At 69.9% G+C, this 19,067-nt stretch carries 20 protein-coding genes and 1 tRNA gene; 10 read left to right on the top strand and 11 right to left on the bottom strand.

The features are described 5' to 3' along the window. The first annotated feature begins 112 nt into the window (after positions 1 to 112). Complete coding sequence (gene rfaE2, locus AB0B68_RS03820; RefSeq protein WP_357198324.1) at positions 113 to 1,942, top strand: D-glycero-beta-D-manno-heptose 1-phosphate adenylyltransferase; 1,830 nt, start codon at positions 113 to 115, stop codon at positions 1,940 to 1,942. Next, the gene (locus tag AB0B68_RS03815) at positions 1,939 to 2,817 is read left to right on the top strand and encodes a glycosyltransferase family A protein (protein ID WP_357198327.1); all 879 of its coding nucleotides are present in this window, start codon (positions 1,939 to 1,941) and stop codon (positions 2,815 to 2,817) included. The genes rfaE2 and AB0B68_RS03815 overlap by 4 nt, the downstream gene beginning before the upstream one ends. A 1-nt stretch (position 2,818) precedes the next feature. Here the strand turns inward: AB0B68_RS03815 and AB0B68_RS03810 are convergent, their stop codons facing one another. The 3 genes from AB0B68_RS03810 to AB0B68_RS03800 are packed head-to-tail and all read right to left on the bottom strand — an operon-like array spanning position 2,819 to position 4,985. Further along, positions 2,819 to 3,922, bottom strand: a complete 1,104-nt coding sequence (locus tag AB0B68_RS03810) for a glycosyltransferase family 9 protein (RefSeq protein WP_357257713.1) — start codon at positions 3,920 to 3,922, stop codon at positions 2,819 to 2,821. Positions 3,923 to 3,930: 8 nt separating this feature from the next. Next, positions 3,931 to 4,482, bottom strand: a complete 552-nt coding sequence (locus tag AB0B68_RS03805) for an Hsp20/alpha crystallin family protein (protein WP_357257711.1) — start codon at positions 4,480 to 4,482, stop codon at positions 3,931 to 3,933. Further along, the gene (locus tag AB0B68_RS03800; RefSeq protein WP_357198335.1) at positions 4,482 to 4,985 is read right to left on the bottom strand and encodes a DUF2231 domain-containing protein; all 504 of its coding nucleotides are present in this window, start codon (positions 4,983 to 4,985) and stop codon (positions 4,482 to 4,484) included. Before AB0B68_RS03800 ends, AB0B68_RS03805 begins: the two co-directional genes overlap by 1 nt. 167 nt (positions 4,986 to 5,152) lie before the next feature. On the opposite strand from AB0B68_RS03800, the gene AB0B68_RS03795 reads away from it, so the two are divergent. Then, on the top strand, positions 5,153 to 5,770 hold the full coding sequence (locus AB0B68_RS03795) for a pyridoxamine 5'-phosphate oxidase family protein (protein ID WP_357257709.1): 618 nt from the start codon (positions 5,153 to 5,155) through the stop codon (positions 5,768 to 5,770). 23 nt (positions 5,771 to 5,793) lie between these two features. Here AB0B68_RS03795 and AB0B68_RS03790 read toward each other — a convergent pair whose 3' ends face one another. Together AB0B68_RS03790 and AB0B68_RS03785 are read right to left on the bottom strand one after the other, a co-directional pair. Beyond that, on the bottom strand, positions 5,794 to 6,396 hold the full coding sequence (locus AB0B68_RS03790) for a DUF4240 domain-containing protein (RefSeq protein ID WP_357257707.1): 603 nt from the start codon (positions 6,394 to 6,396) through the stop codon (positions 5,794 to 5,796). Positions 6,397 to 6,427: 31 nt separating this feature from the next. Further along, positions 6,428 to 6,832: a VOC family protein gene (locus tag AB0B68_RS03785; protein WP_357257705.1), complete on the bottom strand. Its 405-nt coding sequence runs from the start codon at positions 6,830 to 6,832 to the stop codon at positions 6,428 to 6,430. A 51-nt stretch (positions 6,833 to 6,883) separates the two neighbouring features. On the opposite strand from AB0B68_RS03785, the gene AB0B68_RS03780 reads away from it, so the two are divergent. From AB0B68_RS03780 to AB0B68_RS03755, 6 genes are all read left to right on the top strand, one after another. After that, positions 6,884 to 7,528, top strand: coding sequence for a class I SAM-dependent methyltransferase (locus AB0B68_RS03780; protein ID WP_357198347.1), 645 nt, complete (start codon positions 6,884 to 6,886; stop codon positions 7,526 to 7,528). Between the two features lie 142 nt (positions 7,529 to 7,670). Further along, complete coding sequence (locus tag AB0B68_RS03775) at positions 7,671 to 9,002, top strand: helix-turn-helix transcriptional regulator (protein WP_357198350.1); 1,332 nt, start codon at positions 7,671 to 7,673, stop codon at positions 9,000 to 9,002. Positions 9,003 to 9,268: 266 nt separating this feature from the next. Beyond that, on the top strand, positions 9,269 to 9,844 hold the full coding sequence (locus AB0B68_RS03770; RefSeq protein WP_357257703.1) for a TIR domain-containing protein: 576 nt from the start codon (positions 9,269 to 9,271) through the stop codon (positions 9,842 to 9,844). Further along, a complete protein-coding gene (locus tag AB0B68_RS03765; protein WP_357198355.1) occupies positions 9,834 to 12,056 on the top strand; it encodes a hypothetical protein in 2,223 nt (740 codons plus the stop codon). Before AB0B68_RS03770 ends, AB0B68_RS03765 begins: the two co-directional genes overlap by 11 nt. Before the next feature lie 160 nt (positions 12,057 to 12,216). After that, entirely contained in the window at positions 12,217 to 13,050 is an 834-nt protein-coding gene (locus AB0B68_RS03760; RefSeq protein ID WP_357198358.1) for a hypothetical protein, read from the top strand. After that, entirely contained in the window at positions 13,047 to 13,544 is a 498-nt protein-coding gene (locus AB0B68_RS03755) for a hypothetical protein (protein WP_357198361.1), read from the top strand. The genes AB0B68_RS03760 and AB0B68_RS03755 overlap by 4 nt, the downstream gene beginning before the upstream one ends. Positions 13,545 to 13,579: 35 nt before the next feature. Here AB0B68_RS03755 and AB0B68_RS03750 read toward each other — a convergent pair whose 3' ends face one another. The 3 genes from AB0B68_RS03750 to AB0B68_RS03740 all read right to left on the bottom strand — a co-directional run bounded on the left by AB0B68_RS03750 (position 13,580) and on the right by AB0B68_RS03740 (position 14,823). After that, positions 13,580 to 13,969, bottom strand: coding sequence for a hypothetical protein (locus AB0B68_RS03750; protein ID WP_357198364.1), 390 nt, complete (start codon positions 13,967 to 13,969; stop codon positions 13,580 to 13,582). A gap of 194 nt (positions 13,970 to 14,163) precedes the next feature. Continuing rightward, positions 14,164 to 14,340 carry a hypothetical protein gene (locus AB0B68_RS03745; protein ID WP_357257701.1) on the bottom strand — a complete coding sequence of 59 codons (177 nt, stop codon included), beginning with the start codon at positions 14,338 to 14,340 and terminating at the stop codon, positions 14,164 to 14,166. Positions 14,341 to 14,746: 406 nt separating this feature from the next. Further along, positions 14,747 to 14,823, bottom strand: a tRNA-Thr gene (locus AB0B68_RS03740). 144 nt (positions 14,824 to 14,967) lie between these two features. Between AB0B68_RS03740 and AB0B68_RS03735 the strand changes: the two genes are divergently transcribed. Next, the gene (locus tag AB0B68_RS03735) at positions 14,968 to 16,710 is read left to right on the top strand and encodes a metallophosphoesterase (protein ID WP_357198370.1); all 1,743 of its coding nucleotides are present in this window, start codon (positions 14,968 to 14,970) and stop codon (positions 16,708 to 16,710) included. 155 nt (positions 16,711 to 16,865) lie between these two features. Here AB0B68_RS03735 and ricT read toward each other — a convergent pair whose 3' ends face one another. The 3 genes from ricT to AB0B68_RS03720 form a co-directional block, all read right to left on the bottom strand. Then, positions 16,866 to 17,705 (bottom strand): regulatory iron-sulfur-containing complex subunit RicT, encoded by an 840-nt coding sequence (gene ricT / locus AB0B68_RS03730; RefSeq protein ID WP_357198373.1) that lies wholly within the window; start codon positions 17,703 to 17,705, stop codon positions 16,866 to 16,868. A 376-nt stretch (positions 17,706 to 18,081) separates the two neighbouring features. Then, entirely contained in the window at positions 18,082 to 18,762 is a 681-nt protein-coding gene (locus AB0B68_RS03725; RefSeq protein WP_357198376.1) for a hypothetical protein, read from the bottom strand. Further along, on the bottom strand, positions 18,762 to 19,067 hold the full coding sequence (locus tag AB0B68_RS03720; RefSeq protein ID WP_357198378.1) for a type VII secretion target: 306 nt from the start codon (positions 19,065 to 19,067) through the stop codon (positions 18,762 to 18,764). The genes AB0B68_RS03725 and AB0B68_RS03720 overlap by 1 nt, the downstream gene beginning before the upstream one ends.

Genomic DNA, 19,067 nt, shown 5'->3' with positions numbered 1-19,067 from the left:
CGGTGTCGGACCGGCTCGGACCGGTCAGACACCGCCGAAGACCCCCTGACCAGCGGCGGGGACCGGTCGGCGCGCAGGTTTGTCCGCCAGGCCGCTGGGGACCCGGGGAGGCATGGCAGGAGCAGCAGCGGAGCAGCGCCGGCTCGCCACCGTCGTGGAGAGCTGGCTCGGACGCCCAGTCCTGATCGTCGGTGACGCCATGTTGGACGAATGGCGGTTCGCCGACTCCGACCGGCTCTGCCGGGAGGCGCCCGCCCCGGTCCTCACCCTGCGTCGGCGGATCTCCGCCGCCGGTGGGGCCGCGAACACCGCCGTCAACGTCGCCGCCCTCGGCGGCCGGGCGGTGCTGGTGGCACCGGTCGGCGCCGACGTCGCCGGGGACGAACTGCACGACTGCCTGGACCGCGCGAGCGTCTGGGACCGCACCGTCAACCAACCCGGGCGACCCACCCCGGTGAAGCGGCGAATGTTGGCCGGCAACCAGATCCTGTTGCGTGAGGACTCCGGCGACCCGGAGGACGCGCTGGACCACGACGGGGTGAGCCGGCTGCTCACCGCCCTGAGCTGCGCGACCGAGGAGTTGCGCGCCGCCGCCGGTGGGGAGGCGCCGACCCTGGTGGTCTGCGACTACGGCCTGGGCGCGCTGCCCGCGCCGGTCCGCGCGTGGCTGGTCGAGAACCGCCAGCGGTACGCCACGGTCGCGCTGGACGCCCACGACCTGGCCGACTGGCGGGGTCTCGCGCCGACAGTGGTCACTCCCAGCTTCGCCGAGGCGACCCGACTGTTGGCCCGCGCGGGCGGTACGACCCGCCCGACCGGCGGGACCGAACTGCACCTGGAACACCCGGACGGCGACCCCGTCGACGGGCCGTCCGAGATGACCGTCGGCGCGGCCCCGGGGGCGGTACGCGCCGACGACACCGCCGCCGAGCTGACCCGGGCCGACCGCCCGGGGCCGGTCGGCGAGCCCACCCCGGGTGAGGGACGGGTCGCCCTCACCGGCGACGGGCTCAGCGTCACCGGCACCGGCGTCACAGTGAACACCCGGGCCGGGGAGGGCGTCGACCGGGCTGTCCTGGCCAAGTCGCGGCTGGCCGAACTGCGTGCGCACACCGGTGCCGACGTGGTCGCGGTGACCCTGGACACCGAGGGCGCGGTTGTCGGCGGCGCCGACGGGGAGCCACGTCGCAGCCACAGCACTCCGGTGCCGGCAAGCCACGCCGTGGGCGCCGGCGACGCGTACCTGGCGGCGATGACCCTGGCCCTGGCCGCCGACGCGCCCCTGCCCACCGCCGCCCAACTCGCCCAACTCGCGGCCACCATCACGGTCTCGGACACCGGCACCTGCGTGTGCCGACGCGACGACCTGCTCGCCGCGTTGGGCCAGCCGACCGACACCACGAGCCACCCCGCGCTGGTCAGCGGCGACGAGTTGGACACGATCGTCGCCGGGTACCGCGAGGCGGGACGATCTGTGGTCTTCACCAACGGCTGCTTCGACGTGCTGCATCGCGGGCATGTGCGCTACCTGGAGCAGGCCCGCGCGTTGGGCGACCTGCTCATCGTGGCGGTCAACTCGGACGGCAGCGTACGACGGCTGAAGGGCCCGGACCGGCCGGTCAACCCGGTCGAGGACCGAGGTGCCCTGCTCGCCGCGCTCGCCTGCGTGGACCACGTGGTGGTCTTCGAGGAGGACTCACCAGCGGCGCTGATCGAGGCGGTCCGACCGGACGTGTACGTCAAAGGCGGCGACTATCCGCCGGAGCTGGTGCCGGAGGCGCCGCTGGTGCGCCGCCTCGGCGGCCAGGTGCGCACCCTGGGGTACGTGCCGGACCGGTCCACCTCCGCGATCATCGAGCGGATCCGGTCGCACAGCCAGGACCCGTCGCCACACCTCGACGACCGGGAGCCCGACCCGTCGCTGCGCACCCAGGCGTCGTGAACCGCCCCCTCGACGCCGGCACCCCGGAGGAGTTTCGCACCGACCGGCTGGTCGACGTGCTGATTCCGACCCGGAACCGGCCGGCCGAACTGGCCGTCACCCTGGGCGGGCTCGCCGCCCAGGACGGGGTTCCCGGCTTCGGCGTGGTGGTCAGCGATCAGTCCGACGGGGATCCGGCGTACGCGCATCCCGCAGCGGCCACAATGGTCCGGGCGCTGCGCCACCGGGGCCACCCGGTGCTGCTGACCCGCCGGCTGCCCCGACGGGGGTTGGCCGAACACCGCGCCTACCTACTCGCCGCCTCGGCCGCCCGGTACGTCCTCAGCCTCGACGACGACATCTGGCTGGAACCGGGTGCGCTGCACCGACTGGTCACCGCGATCGGTGAGCTGGGCTGCGGGTTCGTCGGCAACGGCGTGCACGGGCTCTCGTACACCGACGACGTGCGGCCGGAGTCGCACGGCCACTACGAGGAGTGGGTCGGGCCGCCCACACCGGAGCGCATCCGACCCGACACCCCGCAGTGGAACCGGGCCCGGATCCACTCGGCCGCGAACCTGCTGCACATCACCGAGCAGTTGGCGCTGCCGCCGGGCGCGTGGCGGGCGTACAAGGTCTCCTGGATCGGCGGGTGCGTGCTCTACGACCGGGCCAAGCTCGTCGAGGCCGGCGGCTTCGACTTCTGGCGTCGGGTGCAGGAGAAGCACCAGGGCGAGGACGTGGCGGCGCAGCTGGCCGTGTTGTCCCGCTACGGTGGCGCGGGCATCCTGCCCAGCGGCGCGTACCACCTGGAGTCCCCCACCACCGTCACCGACCGGGACGTGGAGGCGTGGGAGGTCGTCCTCGCCGAAGAGGACACCCCGCAGCCGGCCTGAACTACCGGGTGAGCAACTCCCGGGCGGCTTCCAGCACCTCGATCACCGGTACGTCGGTCACGAACGAGTCCCGATGCGGGCAGTCACCGTCGCCGGGTCGGTGCGGGTAGATGCCCGGCGTGCAGTCGACGCCGCAGACCGGGCAGTGCACCGTCCACGAGCTGATCGGGCGGTGCCGGCCCCGCAGCGGGCTGGCCCCGTTGATCAGGTTGCCGACCCAGAAGATGCCCACCGTTGGCGTGCCCACCGCGGCGGCCAGGTGCAGCGGGCCGGTGTCGTTCGAGACGACCAACGCACAGTCGGCGTAGCAGCCCACCAACCCACCCAGGCTGAGCGTGCCCACCTGTGGGCGCACCGGCACCTGCGCCGCAGCGACGACCCGGTCCACCACCTCCTGCTCGGAGGGCGTTCCGGTGACCAGCACCTCGTAGCCGTCCTCGTGCAGCGCTCGGGCCACCTCGGCGAAGCGCTCGGCGGGCCAGCGGCGGCGGGTGTCGGTGGCGCCCGGATGCAACGCCACCCGGGGACGGCTCGCCGGTCCGAGCACCTGGGCGGCCTCGGCCCGGTCATCGTCGGTCACCGCCAGCATCGGCGTGATGGTGGTGGCCGGCGCTCCCGCCAGCGCCACCACCTCCAGGTAGCGGATCACCTCGTGCTGGTAGTAGACGTAGCGCAGCCACCGGTCCAGCGGCGGCGCGTCCTCGGCGCGCAGGCCGACGGTCAACCGGGCACCGAGCCGGCTGATCAGCGGGTTGGAGTTGGCACCCCCGCCGTGGATCTGCACCGCCAGGTCGAATTCCGCAGCGGCGCCGGCCACGAAGTCGTCGATCGACGACTCCGGTTCGCCCGGCTCCGGCGTACGGATGCCCGGTGCCGGCGGCACCACCAGCACCCGGTCCACCGGGCCGGGCCGGTCGCGCCAGAGCTTCGCGTGCCACGGCGCCCCGAGCAGCACGATCTCCGCCGAGGGGTACGCGCTGCGCAGGGCCTCCAGCGCCGGCAGGGCGAAGATGAAGTCACCGAGCGCGTTGGCGCGCAGCACGGCGATCCGCCGTACGTCGGGAAGGCGCTCGGCGGTCGGGCCGAGCACGGACGGGGTGACCACCCGACCCGCTACGGCCGGTCGATCTCGCCGGCGGTGTCCGGGCGGTGCAGCTCCCGGTCCGCGGCGGGATCGGCTGGCATCGGCGTACCCGCGGAGAGGTCGCCGGAGCGCGGCCCGGTGCGGCCGACGGTGATGGTGCGCGGCGCGGGCCGCGTCGCCCGTGGCAGCCGCACCCGCAGCAGGCCGTGGTCCATCACCGCGTCGATGGTGTCCGGGTCGACCCGCGCCGGCAGGTTGACCCGGTATTCGAAGCCGCGCGTCTCGAAGCCGCCGGGGATGCCGTGGTCGGCGTTGACCTCCGCCTCCGAGCGGGCCCGCACGCACAACTCGCGGTCGTCCAACTCGACGGCCACCTCCTCCGGCGCCACTCCGGGCAGCCGGACGACGACCTCCCAGCCGTCCGAGGTCTCGGTCAACTCGACGTCGGACCCCCCGCCGCGGCCACCGACCAGGCGACTCAACTCGGAGCGCAGCGACTGCAACTCACCCATCGGGTCCCAGCCCTGCTGCCGGCTGCCGCGCCACCCCCGGCCGAAGCCGCCGAACTGCTGCTCGCTCATCACACCTCTCCGATCCGCTGGGTGGCCGTCGGCGGCCGTAGTGAGCTGGGCGCGTCCAAGCCGGCGTCACGGTCGACGCCCACACCGAGCCGGTCGACCAGCTCGCCACCGAGCCAGGCGCTGATGCCGAGAATCGCCAGCGCGACCAGTTCGATGGCGATCAGCGCCCCGCCGGCGGCCCGGGAGTCCGCGTTGAGCCGCACCGCCCACACGGCGGCGAAGAGCAGGATCACCGCGACGTTGGCGCCCGCGTGCAGCAGACCCACCCGCTTGGCGCGGGTGCCGCTCGGTATCGCCAGCAGGTCGAACGAGCCGGCCGCGGCGGCGAGCAGGCCGCCGATCAGGCCGACGGTGATGTTCCAGTACGCGACCTCGCCGAGGAAGTCGGGACCGCCGACCGTGTCCACCACGTCGAACAGCACCGCAGTGGCTAGCAACGCCACCGGGAACATGACAAGCATCGGATGGACTGGGTGACCCAGCACCTTGAGTCGGCTCTCCATCTCCCGGCCCTCCACTGGTCGGCGTCCTGCGGAACGGTCCACGTCGGCGAGCACGTCGGGTGAGGCCGTACCCCCGGCAACCCGGCACAAACCTCGCGCTGGTCACGGCGGCCTAGGCTGATGACGGTGGTGCCCACCACCGGGTCAACGCCTGAGGGAGGACCAACGTGACGGTGGAGATCACCTCGCACGAGGAGTTGCGCGAGTTGCTCGGTGAGCCGAGCACGCGGGCCGCCAACAAGGACCGCACCCGCCTGCACGAACGGGACCGCGAGTGGCTCGCCGCCTCGCCGTTCTGCCTGATGGCCACGGCCGGCGCGGACGGCAGCTGCGACGTCTCACCCAAGGGCGACCCGGCCGGGTTCGCCCTGGTGCTGGACGACACGACGCTCGCGCTGCCGGAGCGGCCCGGCAACAAGCGGGCCGACGGCTACGTCAACATCCTCGACAACCCGCACATCGGGTTGCTCTTCCTGATCCCCGGGCGGACCGACACGCTGCGCATCAACGGGCGGGCCCGCCTGGTCAGCGACGCGCCCTGGTTCGACGACATGGTGGTCAAGGGGCACCGGCCGGTGCTCGCCGTGGTGGTGGAGATCGAGCAGATCTTCTACCACTGCGCGAAGGCGTTCCTGCGGTCCGCGCTGTGGCGGCCGGAGACCTGGCAGCCCGAGGCACTGCCGTCCCGGGCACGCCTGATCAAGGAGGTCGAGGCCCCGACGGAGAGCCTCGAAGACCTGGAAAGGCACTACGGCCCCGAGTACGCCACGAAGATCTACGTCTGAACGGCTCTGCCGGGCCGGATCGGCTACGCCTCGGCCGGCTGCGACCGGTCCGCCTCGTCGGCAGGCCAGGCCGACCAACCGGCCGGGTTGCCGAACGACTCCCGGGAGATCCCGGAGCCGGTCTCCGGCCACGAGCCGAACCGGTCGTTGTGCAGGTGCGCGAAGAGGTAACACATGCCTTCGCAGTCGGCGTCCAGCAGCGCCATCGCGGGGTCGGCACGAACAGCTTCGTAGTAGGCCCGACCCAGGGCGACGATGAAACCGCGGGCGTAGAGGAAACCGTCGTCCGACCCGTCGGTCACCTCGTGGATGTCCTCCCGATCGATGTCGTACAGCTTGCGCTCCACCACCCGGTCCAGATCGGTCAGCTCCTGCCCGGTCAGCCCGACGGTCAACTGCCCGAGCCGGTCCAGGAAGGCATCAAGCCAGGCGTCGATCGCGTAGGACGGGTCGACATCGTCGACATCATCGCCGTCGTCAGCGGCGGGGTCGCGCTCAACGAGGGCCTGACGCAGCGCCAGGGGCTCGGCGCCCAACTCGGCCCAGGCAGCCTCGATGAGTGCCCACAGCCGGGCCTCGTCGGCAGGGGTGGGCAGCGTTCCAGGGGCATCGGTGGTCACGGTCACCGCAAGACCGTAACCACCACCACCGACGCTTTCAGGACTCCGCGGCGGAGACCATCCACAAGTGACCGTCCGGGTCGGCGAAGACGCCCGCGTACCCCCAGGGGTGGTCGGACGTCTCGGTGATGACCTCGGCGCCGGCGGCGCGGGCCCGCTCGACGACCGTGTCCGCGTCGACAGGCGAGTCGACAGTGAGGTTCAGCAGGCACTCGCTCTGGCCCCTCGGGGCGACCTCGTGCCGGCCGATCACCCAACCGAAGCCGCCGGTCGGGACGAGCATCAGGCGCAGCCCGTCATTGACCACGAACTGCAACGGTTCCGGGAGGCCGTCGTCGGCCAACTCGCCCACGGCTTCGAGGCCGAGGCCGTCGCGGTAGAACCGGTAGGAGGTGGGACGGTCGGCGATGGGCAGACTCAGGATCACCGGTGCGGGAGTCATGGGTGGACGCCTCCAAGGTGCCAATCGTGTCGCTGAATTAACGTTGGCGTCGTGACGGTAGACGGCTGGCTGTCTGATACTCGCACCTCCTACGACACGGTGGCGGTCAGCTACGCGCGCCTGGTGCGTGACCTCCTCGCGGAAGCACCGTACGAACGAGCCGCTCTGGCCTCGTTCGCGGAGCTGGTGCTGGCCGCTGGCGGTGGGCCGGTCGCGGACGTGGGCTGCGGAACGGGGCGCATCACCGCCCACCTGCACACGCTCGGCGTGGACGCCTTCGGGATCGACCTCTCGCCCGGGATGATCGACGTCGCCCGCCGCGATCATCCGGAACTGAGGTTCGAGGTCGGTTCGATGACCGACCTCGATCGGGCCGACGGCTCGGTCGCCGGCCTGGTCGCCTGGTACTCCCTCATCCACATCCCCGACGACCAGATCGGCGTCGTGTTCGCGCACTTCCGGCGGGTGGTGCGCCCCGGTGGCCCGCTGCTGCTCGGCTTCCACGTGGGCGACGAAACGACCCTCAAGACCGAGGGGTACGGCGGACACCCGATGAACGTGCGCGTCCATCGTCGGCAGCCGGCCCAGGTGGCGGCCTGGCTACGCGAGAGCGGCTTCACAGTCGACTCGCAGACCACTGTCACCTCAGCGGAGAGCCGGCTCGGCGGCATCATCGTCGGACGACGGGCGCCCTGAGCCAGAGCATCGGCAATCCGACACGAGCCACCCGACGGGTGTCGCCGCCACCCGGATGGCCCATTGCTTCGAAATTTCCACACCCGCACAGTAAGTTGTCCGACCCCCTTTGCATCGGGCCTCAGGAGACGCGTGGTGAAACATGGTGGACGAACAGATCCAGCCGCTATCGTTCGGTGCCGAGTTGCGCAGACTAAGGACGGAAGCGGGACTGTCGCTTTCGCATTTTGCCCAGCGTGTCAACTACAGCAAGAGCCACCTCAGCAAGATCGAATCTGGCATTAAGAAGCCCAGCCAGGCATTGGCCCGGCGTTGTGACCAGGGACTTGGCGCGTCCGGGGCATTGGCCCGGCTGGTGCAGCCAACAGCCCCCGTTCCGGGCTCCGACTCCGACCCCGACCCCGACTTCGACTCGCGCGAGGAGGTGTGGACGATGCGGTTGACCAGCGATGGGCAGAACGATTTTGGCGCCTACGATCGACGCTCGGTCCTGACCGCCGGCGCGGCAACCCTTATGAGCTGGGCGATCACCCCGCCGCTCGACCGGGTCGGCGCCGCAGAGTCCACTCTGCCGATTTTCCGGGGCTGGTTGGACGAACTGCGGCGACTCGGGCAGAGTGCGCCGCCGGGCATGGTCAGCCAGATTCTTATCGCGACGACCAACGCCGTACAGGGTCTTGCCACCGATAACCAGTCATCGAGCCGGGGCGAGGCGTTGCGTTTGGCATCCCGTTTCGCCGAGTACACCGGCTGGATGGCACAGGAGAAAGGCGATGAGACCGCCGCGTTGTGGTGGACGGCGCACGCCATCAGGCTCGCGAGCGCAGGTGGGGATCCGGAGCTGGAATCCTATGGATTGGTCCGCCGCGCGGAACTGGCTCTTTACCGAGGTGACCCGATCGCCACGAAGGCGCTCGCCCGAGAGGCCCAGACCCGATCCCGCAGCGCACGCATCCGCAGCTTCGCGGCCCAACGTGAGGCGCAGGGCCATGCCATTGTCGGCGATGAGCGAGCCTGCCACCGAGCGCTGGAGCGGGCGGCCGAGTTCATGCGGGCCGGCCACGCGGAGGCCCCCGACGGCCCGACTCTCGGCAGCGCGACGATGACGGATCCGATCGCGTTCGTGACCGCGTGGTGTCTGCAGGACCTCGGGCGGCCACTCGAGGCGGCCGAGATCCTGGACCGCGAGTTGGGCTCGATAGCGCCGGACGCGCACCGGACCAGGGCGCGATATGGGGCACGCCTCGCCCTGGCCGCAGCCACCGTTGGCCAGGTCGAACGAGCCTGCGAGGTCCTGCGACCGGTACTCGACCGCGCCGGCACGATCGATTCCGCGACCGTGCGCCACGATCTACGTCGATTGAACCGCGAACTCGGCCGGTCGCGACGGCAGCACAGCGTCCGGCACATCATGCCGGGTCTCACTCTCGCCCTTCACTCCAACACACCGGAGCCACTACGGTACAGAGCGTAGTCCTTTCGGATAGCGCTCGCGCGGCTGATCAGCTTCGCCACTCCGCCACAGGACCACTTTTTCGCGCACCGAGCACTGTTGTCCATCCATTTGGGTGAGGACAACGGATTGCCGCGCCGCCATCCTGACTGACAGGATTCGTCACACCGGACTTTGCCAACAATCCATCCCTGCATCGGTTGGTGATCCGCATTGAACGACATTTGTCGACCCCACCGAAGACGGTCCGCGGTTAGCTGGGGCCGGCGCGCCAGAGAGGCAGCCTAATGACCGGTGTTTTTATCAACTACCGCACCGGCGACGCTTCCTACGCAGTTGATCTGATTGATCAACGGTTGTGTCGCGAATTCGGTGCGGGCCAAATTTTCCGGGATCGTCGTTCGATGCGTCCTGGTACCGATTTCCCGCCCGAGCTCTCCCGGCAGCTCAAGCGGAGCAACGTACTGCTCGCCCTCATCGGGCCGAATTGGTTGACGATCTCCGACTCGTCGGGCGCCCGGCGGCTCGACAATCCGAAGGACTACGTCCGAATGGAGATCCGCCGGGCGTTGAAGCGAAGTATCGAGGTGATACCCGTCCTTCTCGCCGGAGCACCTCTACCAAAGGCAGACCAGTTGCCCGGCGATATCGCGGCGCTGCATCGTCGGCAATCATTCGAGCTGCGCGACCACAGCTCCGATCAGGATCTCGCCCAACTGGTCGAGGTGCTCGTTGAGCACGTTCCAAGCCCGCCCAGGACCTCGTCTCCGGCAAGCAACGGGCGGCACAGCTCCGTGAACATCCGCGCAAAACGGCTGGACATCGAAGGCCCGATCACCGGCGGTGATTCCTTTGGCCGATGAGGTAAACCCCGAGCCCTCCGGTGACCCGACGGCGACCGACGAGGCGGCAGCAGCGGGTGGCCGGGGAAAGACCCCGCTGGACGAAGCACTGAGCAACCCGAAGCCGAAGCACCCCGACGCTGAACAGGCGGGGAACGAGGACCAGGCACGAGAGCAGGAGGACTTCCGCGAGTCGTTAGCCGACGCAATCGGTGCCTTTGGCGGACGGACGTCGAACGTGACGCTCATCGGCCATAAGATCAACGTCACCGGGTCGATTACCGGCGGTGACGCGACGTTCGGCCGGGACAGCGCGAGTGCCCTACTGTCGACGATCGCGGTGAGCACCATCGAACGCATCGACCGGGTCTTCGTCCAACCCAGCGGTTACCCGGATCTCGTCGCAACCGCCGGCGATGACCGGGTGATCCTGCTGCGGGCGCGTCGGCGCTGGGGAAGCTCCACTACCGCCATCCAGCTCATGTCCGGCATGAAGGCGATCCACGAACTGCGTTTCAACGGATCGCTCGCCACACTCGAGGTGGAGGAGCTACCCAAGGGCTGCGGCTACGTGGTCGAACGACTCACCGCCACACAGCTCGGCGAGCTGCGCGAGCGGGACATCTCCGCACTGGAGGAGCGCTTCGCGAAGCGGGATGCCAGATTGGTGCTGATCCTGGACGCCGAGCGGCGGCTGCACGACCACGCCATAGCCCGGCTCGCCCGGGTCCTTGACGCACCGCCGTCGGCGTATGACCTGGTAGCCAGCCACCTTGCCGAGCACCTCAGCTCGCCCCGGGAGGCGGACGCCCTCCTGAAGGCGGATGGCCTGATGGAGGTGTTACAGGCCGTCGAGATCGACGCCTTCGATGTCCAGCAGTTGGTCGAGCTAGCCCAGGATCTTGCCGAGACGACAAAGGGCGAGAGCACCATCGATGAAGCTCTCGCCCGGTTCGAGGACCGCCGCCGGCTCGATGTCGAAGACTGGCTGGACGGCATCACCGAATTCGACCAGCGAGCCACAGTGGTGGCGCTGGCGGCTCTCGAGGGAATGCCCTACGACGCGGTCTCCCGGGCGGCGACGATGCTGGAACGGGCGTGGCGTGCGGAGGAGGGCGGCGATGCCCCGCCGAGTCGGGCCCGACGACCACGGAATGCCCGACTACGGGCGGCCCGGGCCCGGATCACCACCGAGGTACGGCGTACTCGGTACGGAACAGCAGAGTTGGAGGTTGCCTCCTTCGTATCGGCCGGCTATCCGGCTCGGGTGTTGGAGCACCTGTGGCGCGAGCACGACTACGACCGCGAGATCGTGCTGGACTGGCTGGAGGCCGTCTCCCAGGACGTCGAGGGGCGGGTACGGATCCGTGCGGCCAGCGCGATCGGATTCCTGGCCCGCATCGCCTTCGACACCATCAGGCGGGATGTCGTGGTGCCCTGGGCGGGTAGCGGTAACGGGGACGAGCGGGAGCGGGCCGTCGCCGCGCTGGCAATGCCCGCGAGGTATCCGGAAACCGGTGCCCAGGTGGTCCGTCTGGTACTGGACTGGTGCAGGCGGGACAGCCTGCCCCTGCGGATGACGGCCGCCAGGGCACTTGGCGCGAGCGTCGGTGAAGTCCTGCCCGGCGGCCCGGACAAGCAACTCGACGCGCTGGCGAAGAACGCCGGGCCCGCGCTTTCCATCGCGATCGGATTCAGCATTACCGAGCTCATGGTCCCGGCCAGCCCTGATCGCCGACTGGAGCTGCTACGGCTGCTGGAACGCTGGTCTCTGGAGGGGAGCGCTGGCCGACAACGGGCCGGCATCCTCGGCTTCCTCCAGGTTGCCGCGGGCCTGTGGACGAACGTGGCCGAGCCGGACGGCGAGGTCTCCTGGCCGACCCTACTCAGGATGGCCGACGCCGAGCACGGCGTGGCCGCAGCCGATGCCGGGTCCGGTTCGCCGAGCGGAACGCGCGAGGTGATTGCAGGTCTGTGGGGGCGGTCCCTCGTCGCTCCGGGCGCCGATTACTCGGTCCGCAACGTGTTGCGTAGCTGGGCCTCGGCCGCCAAAGAGGCACCGGCGCTGCGGCCGCCCCTGATCAGTCTGCTTCAAGAGGCCGCCAAGACCCGACGCCAGGCGGATCTGCTGGCCTCGCACGCGAAGAACTGGCGCGACCAGCGCCCATACGCGCCAGACCTGGCCGAGAAATTGTTGAAAGTGCTGACTGAAGGGACGGTGCGGGTTGAGTAAGCCGGTGCTCAGCAAGCAGGAGCTTCGACGACTGCCGTTTCAGCGACGTCCGGTGGCGGATCCTGGTACGCGGCTGGTGTTCCAGATGCCGAGTGGTGAGTTGCTCGCACCCGACCCCCCGTTCACCACCGGCGATGTCTGGTGGCGTGGACCCAGGGCGGTGTACGTGGTGGACATTCGCCCGCACAACTCGTCGTTTCAGTGCACCCTGCCTTCCGAGGGCGACGCCCTGCACTTCGACGCGTCCATCGCGTTCGCCTGGACCGTACACAAGCCTGTCACAGTGGTTCGGGAGATGGTCGAGGATCCCCCTGGCGGTTGCCGGGGCCACCTCATTCAGCGAATGCGCGGTATCAGCCGGAGGTACTCGGCGTTGAATTCCGCCGCGGCGGAGCGGGCGATCTCACTCGAGCTCGGTCAGGATTCGATCGACCTCGACGAGATAGGTCTGCGGATCACCAATGTCACTGTGGAGTTGCGACTCGATCCCGAGCAGGCGCCCATCGCCAAGGATCTGGAAATCGCAGCGCTCCGGCAACGGCTGGCCGAGCAGGAGGAACGGGGCAAGGCCGCGATCAACCGGATCGCCCAGACCTCGGACTTGCAACTGCACGAGATCCGGGCGAAGTTCTACGCCGAACTCCTGTCCGGCGGCGGTGCCTCGATGGCCGGCAACCTACTCGCCCAGGATCCCACGAAGGCCGCAGAGGCCGCCGATTTCATGGTCGGGCTGTGGCAGCGGGACCAGGAGGTGGCGATGCGGGCGATGAAGGTGGTCCTGGAGAGCGATCAGCTTCGTCTCGGGGAGATCGACGGAGCCGTCTCGGCAGCGGTGGAAAGCTTTACCGCCCTTGTCTCGCAGGCCGGCAACAAACTCGCCCCCGGCGCGTTGGCGAGCGGTAAACCGATGCTTGCCCCGGCCCCCGAGAAGCCGGACGACTCCGACAGGCGAGGCGTGGACGATGACTCGGATGAGCGGACGGACGACAGATGATGCTGCTGGACAGGATCATCAACGGGATCCAGCAGGTGTTGTCCGTGCTGCCGGACGGGGCGCGGGGGTTCCTGTGGTTCCCGGTACTCGTGGCCGTGGTCGTCGTCGGTCTGTGGTTCGTGATCCGGCACCTGCTGGTCTGGCTGGGAAAGGCCGTTGTCACGATCCTGCGTTGGCTGATCATCTGGGTCGGCGCCATTCTCCTCGTCCCGGAGGTGCTGACCGCGTCGGTCTTCCGACGAGCCGGAAATCGGCCTCCGGGTCTCGTCTACGGATACGGCGACACGGTCGCCGAATCGGTCATCGGGCTGACCAAACTCTCGGACCGCACCGCGGCCGGCTTTGCTTGGGCAGCGCGCATGCACATCGTGCTCATCATGCTGCTCGCCGGCCTCTGGGTGTGGGGCTGGAATCAGAACCAGTGCACGTCGGTAACCACGGTGAACACCACCTGCGTCACGCCGATCAGCCAATGGTTCGAGGCACTTGAATGACCGCACGTGCCGACTGGAAGGACCAGGCTGCTCCGTCAGCCATACAGGAGGTAGACGGTGACGGCGGCAGCCGCGAGCAGCGATACGCCGTACAGGACGGTGATCGTCGGGCTTCTCGCGGCACGCAGGACCTCCCGGTAGCCCGGTCGGTCGATGTCGAGCTGCCACGGAGGGGTCGTTCCGTCCACGGCCCGCTGGTACAACGTCCGGTAGGCGCGTTCGAGGCTGAGGTAGTAGGCGTCGAGGGCCGCGAACGCGGCCACCACATACACCGCGAGGACAGCGACGGCCGGCCTCGTGCTGTTCGCGCCGAAACCGAGGAGCGCCGAGGCTACGGTGACGCACCAGCCTTTGACGGTGGTGGATTGCGACGACAGGCGGGCGACAACGGCTTGGATCATCTGAAGATGAACCTCGGTGGGCACGTCCTCATCCTAGATCGTCTATAGACGAAGAGGACTATCAGCACGGAGACCTAGTGGCCACAGTGACGGTGACGAGGCGGCATGAGCTGACCGACGTGCGCTTGGCGGAACTGGAGCCGTTGCTGCCCGTGGAAAGTGGGCGCGGACAGCCAGGAGCCAACCTGTCCGGGCGTTATTGGGGTTTCGGGGCCCCGTCACGGCACGTCCTTGACAGTTACGGGCTGGTACCAGCTCTGGCGCTCCATCCACGCCTGGTGAGCGGCCTTGATCGCCGAAGCTCCTCCGCTGCTTTCGCGCTCCGCCAGGAAGCGATCCAACAGCCTGAACAAGGCGCCGCTTGCAGCACGGTTCTGAACGTCATCAAGCGGCACGAGCGGCCAGTACTCCTCGGGAGTAGCTAGCCGTCTGACGAGTGCCTGCCACATCAGGTTGTTACCGGCGTCGAACTGGATGACCAGCCACTCGCGTCACCCGTCCAACAGCCGAGCGTCAGCCATCTATCGGCCCTTCGCCACCACCAGGAACACCAGGCAACGGAACGGTTCGACGCCGACAACCGGGCCGACCCAGGTCTGGTCTCTGCCACCAGATGAGCGTCACCCTCAACATCTACGCACACGTGGCCCCCGAGGTCGCACGGGAAGCTGCGGCAGGGCTGGAGGGGGCGCTGTGGTCCGGTGAGTAGGTTGGCTGCTCGCTTGGCTGCTCGCCTTGGGGACGGCAAGCAAAAGGCCCAGGTCATTATCGGCGATCAAGCCGGTGACCTGGGCCTTTCCGTGGAGCCGCCTGACGGAATCGAACCGTCGACCTACGCATTACGAGTGCGTCGCTCTAGCCGACTGAGCTAAGGCGGCAACGATCAGCAAGTGTACGGCACCCCGGCGCCACCGACCGAACGGGATACCCCCTTGGCGCCGGCCAGCACCAACCGGACATCGGCTGCCATCTGGACGATTACCAGACAGCGGATGATCGGGTCCGGGACTACGCTGCGGCGGGTGAGCGACGAACGCGACGATTCCCCCCACCCGGAGCGTCCTGACCGTGCGCCGGCCGGTGAACGCGCCGCCCACCGGCCGCGTAGCACCGACCCGCTGGAGTTGGGCTTCACGCCGCGCAAGCCGGTGCCGTGGCTGGCGCCGTTCCTGTTGATCAGCACCGGCATCCGGACGCTGCTGGCGGTGCTCTTCGGGGCGTACCTCGACAAGCGCGAGTTGCAGAACGCGTTCGGCGACGACGTCTTCCGCCAGGTCGGGCCGGACGGCGGGCTGTGGCTCGACTACGTGGCCGACCTCGGCGACGGCTTCAACGCCACCTACTCCGTGGCGTACCTGCTGGCGCAACCCGAGTTGACCGTCGACGGGCACCGCCTGCCCCGGGCGCAGACGCTGGTGATGGGCGGCGACCAGGTGTATCCGTCGGCGGCCTACGCCGCGTACGAGGACCGGTGCAAGGGCCCCTACCAGGCTGCCCTTCCGGTGGCGCCGGCCGAGAAGCCGACGCTCTTCGCGGTGCCGGGCAACCACGACTGGTACGACGGCCTCACCGCGTTCCTGCGGTTGTTCGTCCGCTCCCGGGACCGCAACTTCGCGGGCTGGGGCACCGGGCAGTCCCGCTCCTACTTCGCCGTGGAGTTGCCGGCCGACTGGTGGTTGCTCGGCGTGGACGACCAGTCCGGCTCATACCTGGACGACCCGCAGCTGGCCTACTTCGACGAGGTGGCCCGCCGGCTCGGGCCGGAGTCCAAGGTGATCATCGCGGCGCCGGCGCCGACCTGGGTCAAGGCCGCCGACGACCCCACCGCGTACGACTCGATCGACTACTTCATCCGCACGATCATCGACCCGACCGGGGCGCGGGTGCGGCTGTTGCTCTCGGGCGACCTGCACCACTACGCCCGCTACTCCGGGGCCGACCGGCAGCTGATCACCTGCGGTGGGGGCGGCGCGTACCTCTACCCCACGCACAAGCTGCCAGAGCGCATCGAGGTGCCGCCGCGGGACACGCTGACCCGCAAGGCCAGCACCGCCCAGCCGTACGACCTGGTGGCCCGTTACCCTGACGCCGCGCGGTCGCGCCGCTACGGCTGGGGCATCTTCCCCCGGTTGCCGTTGCGCAATCCCGGCTTCACCACGTTGCTCGGCACCCTGCACACGCTGCTGATGCTGGCCATGGCCGGTGCGACGGCGAACTGGGCCGACAGCACCGACCAGCGGCTGTTCAGCGTCCCGCTGGTGGTGATGGTGCTCGTGACGGTGATCGCGGCGGCCCTGTTCGCCAAGCCGCCGAGCGCGAGCGGCAAACGCCACGCGCGGCACTGGATCCTCGGCGTCGGCCACGGCGTGGCGCAGGTGGCCCTGGCGGCGGGCGGCACCTGGGTCTGGTTGGCGCTGCCGTTCTACGACTGGCCATGGCCGCTGCCAGCGGTCGCCGCGGCGGTGCTCTACGGCCCGGTGATCGGACTGGTCGCCAGCCAACTGGTGGCGGCGTACCTGCTGGTGGCGGGCTCGTTCGGAGTGAACGTCAACGAACTCTTCGCCGGCCAGGGCATCGAGGACTCGAAGTCGTTCCTGCGACTGCGCATCGACCCGGACGGCACGTTGACCATCTATCCGCTGGGGGTGGACCGGGTCTCCCGCGACTGGCAGGTGAACCCCGACCAGTCCCCCACCCAGAGTTGGCTGACCCCCAAGTCCCCCCTGACCCCCCGCCTGACCGAACCCCCCACAGTCCTGCGCTGACGAACCCACCCCACCCCCTACCCCCACCTACCTGCCAACCTCACCCACCGTTGATCATGAAGTTATTGTCCCGACACGCCGTTCGGGATGGCAATAACTTCATGATCAACGGTGGAGAGGCGGACCGGCGGTGGGAGGGGTGGGGGTTGGGGGGGTTAGGGGGTGTATTGCTGGTTGTGGGCTTGGCGGGAGCCGCAGACGTCGGCGCGGGAGCACATGGAGCGCGAGCCGTCGGCGTCCAGGCGTACGGTCACCGCGTCACGGGGGACGCTGTGGCCGACGACCCGGCCGTCACCCTCGGGGGTGGAGACCCGACTGCCGACCGCCGGGGCGGTCTCCTGAAATCTTTGATACAGCGGGTGCTCGTACTTGAGGCAGCACATCAGCCGCCCGCACGCGCCGGAGATGCGCAGCGGGTTGAGCGGAAGGTCCTGGTCCTTCGCCATCCGGATGGTCACCGGCTCGAAGTCGGTGAGGAACGTGGCGCAGCACAGGTCCCGACCGCAGGAGCCGATGCCGCCCTGCACCCGCGCTGAGTCGCGGGCGGAGAGCTGACGCAGCTCCACCCGACAGTGCAGGGTCGCGCCCAGGTCGCGGACGAGGGACCGGAAGTCCACCCGGTGCGGGGCGGTGAAGTAGACGGTGCTGCGCTCACCGCCGCTCTCGGCGGAGCCGAGCACATGGTCGACCGCCACCACCTTCATCGGCAGGCCGTGCGAGCGGATCAGCCGTTTCGCGGCCACCTTGGCCTCGGCCTTGCGGCGACGCAACGCCTCGTCCCGGCGGAGGTCGTCGTCGCCGGCCAACCCGACCAGGCGAGGGAAGCCGTCGGTCTCCTCGGTCACCCACTGCGCGGCCCACACGCACTCCGCCACCTCGGGCCCGTCATCGGTGGGCACCAGCACCCGGTCGCCCACCTGCGGACGCAACTCGCCCGGGTCGAGGTAGTAGAGCCGCCCGTACCGGTTGAAGCTGACCGCGCAGAGCATGCCCATCCCCCCACCCTACGACGGGTCACGGCGCAAGGCGCACCGGCCGGCTACGCCCCGCTGCCATTCATGACCGTCGACTCGACCTATTGCCTGGCGTCCCGTCGTGCCGTTGCTGCTCGCCCGGACGGTTGAATCCGGGGCCGGGCAGGAGACAAGACGTGCCTCGGCGGCGTTGAGTGGAGGCAGACCTGCGGGGGGTGCAGGGGGAAGACCACGGCGTCGCCGTGGGCGACGGCTTCAGGTCAGGCGCCCGCGAGCGACGCCGTGGCCTGTCCGAGGCAGAACGGTCACGGCCGGAGGCCGAGAGGCGGGCGACGCGACCACGGCCGGAAGACCGAACGGCGGAGCGACGCAGCAACGGCCGGAGGGCCGGGCTCAGCTACCAGCCGACCCGGGTGGGCTGGTCGTAGTGGGGACGCCCGTCCGTTGGCGGACGCCACGCGGTCTCGGCCAGGCTCGGCCCCCACTGACGCAGCAGCGTCTCCGCACCGTCGTACGCGACGCAGAGCACCGCCAGCACCCGTGCGGCGATCTCGGCGGCGTCGGCCACACCGGGCCCGACGGGCCCGGGGCGGGTCGACGCACCGGCGGCGGTGGCGGCGACCACGGCGACCGCTTCGGCCGAGCGGAGCACGTCGGCCAATGTGCGGGCCAGCGCGAGTCGGCTGCCCTCCACCCAGTCGGCGAGGGCGTCGGCGTAGCCGGCGGTGGATTCGAGTCGCCCGACCAGGCTGTCCGGCCCCTCGTCGAGGTGGCGCAGCAGCGCGGCCCGCTGTTGCCCGTACGCCGTGGCGGCCGGACCGGACCAGAGCACCGGGTCGGTGAGCGCGGCGGAGACGTCGTCGTACCCCCGGACGAGCCGGCGCACCGCGTGGCCGGCGCTGGCGAGCGGCACGGGGTGCAGGTCGAGGAAGCCGCGAACCGCGTCGCCCGGCAGCACCTGCATGCGGCGGAGCAGCGGCCAGACCCGGTGCCCCTCGGGGACACCGGCCGCGATCAGTCTGTCCACCCGGCGGAGCAGGTCGAGGCCGGGCTCGGCGAGCCGGTCCAGCGCATCCATCACGGTTCCCCGGTGAGCCGGCGGCGGGCCGCCCGGTCGACCTCGGCGTAGCGGTCGGCGGCCTCCCGCACGGCAGCCGCGGCGGCGGCCAGTCGACCGGCCGCTGCGCGGGCCTCCCGGGCCCGGTCGTCGGTGGCGTTGGTCCACTGCCGGTGCAGCGCCCGACCGATCTCGCCCGGGCGGCCCGGTGCGTCGGCGCCGAACGCGGCCTGGGCCGGATCGCTGGCGGTGACGGTGTGCGAAACGACTGTGAGCGTGGCGCTCGCCTCGTCCAGTCGGGCGGAGAGCGCGCGCAGTGTGTCCAT

It is taken from the genome of Micromonospora sp. NPDC049049, assembly GCF_040649115.1.
In the GTDB taxonomy this organism is placed as follows: domain Bacteria; phylum Actinomycetota; class Actinomycetes; order Mycobacteriales; family Micromonosporaceae; genus Micromonospora.
Note: the sequence above shows the minus strand (reverse complement) of the source record. Positions and strands in the feature narration are given on the sequence as shown.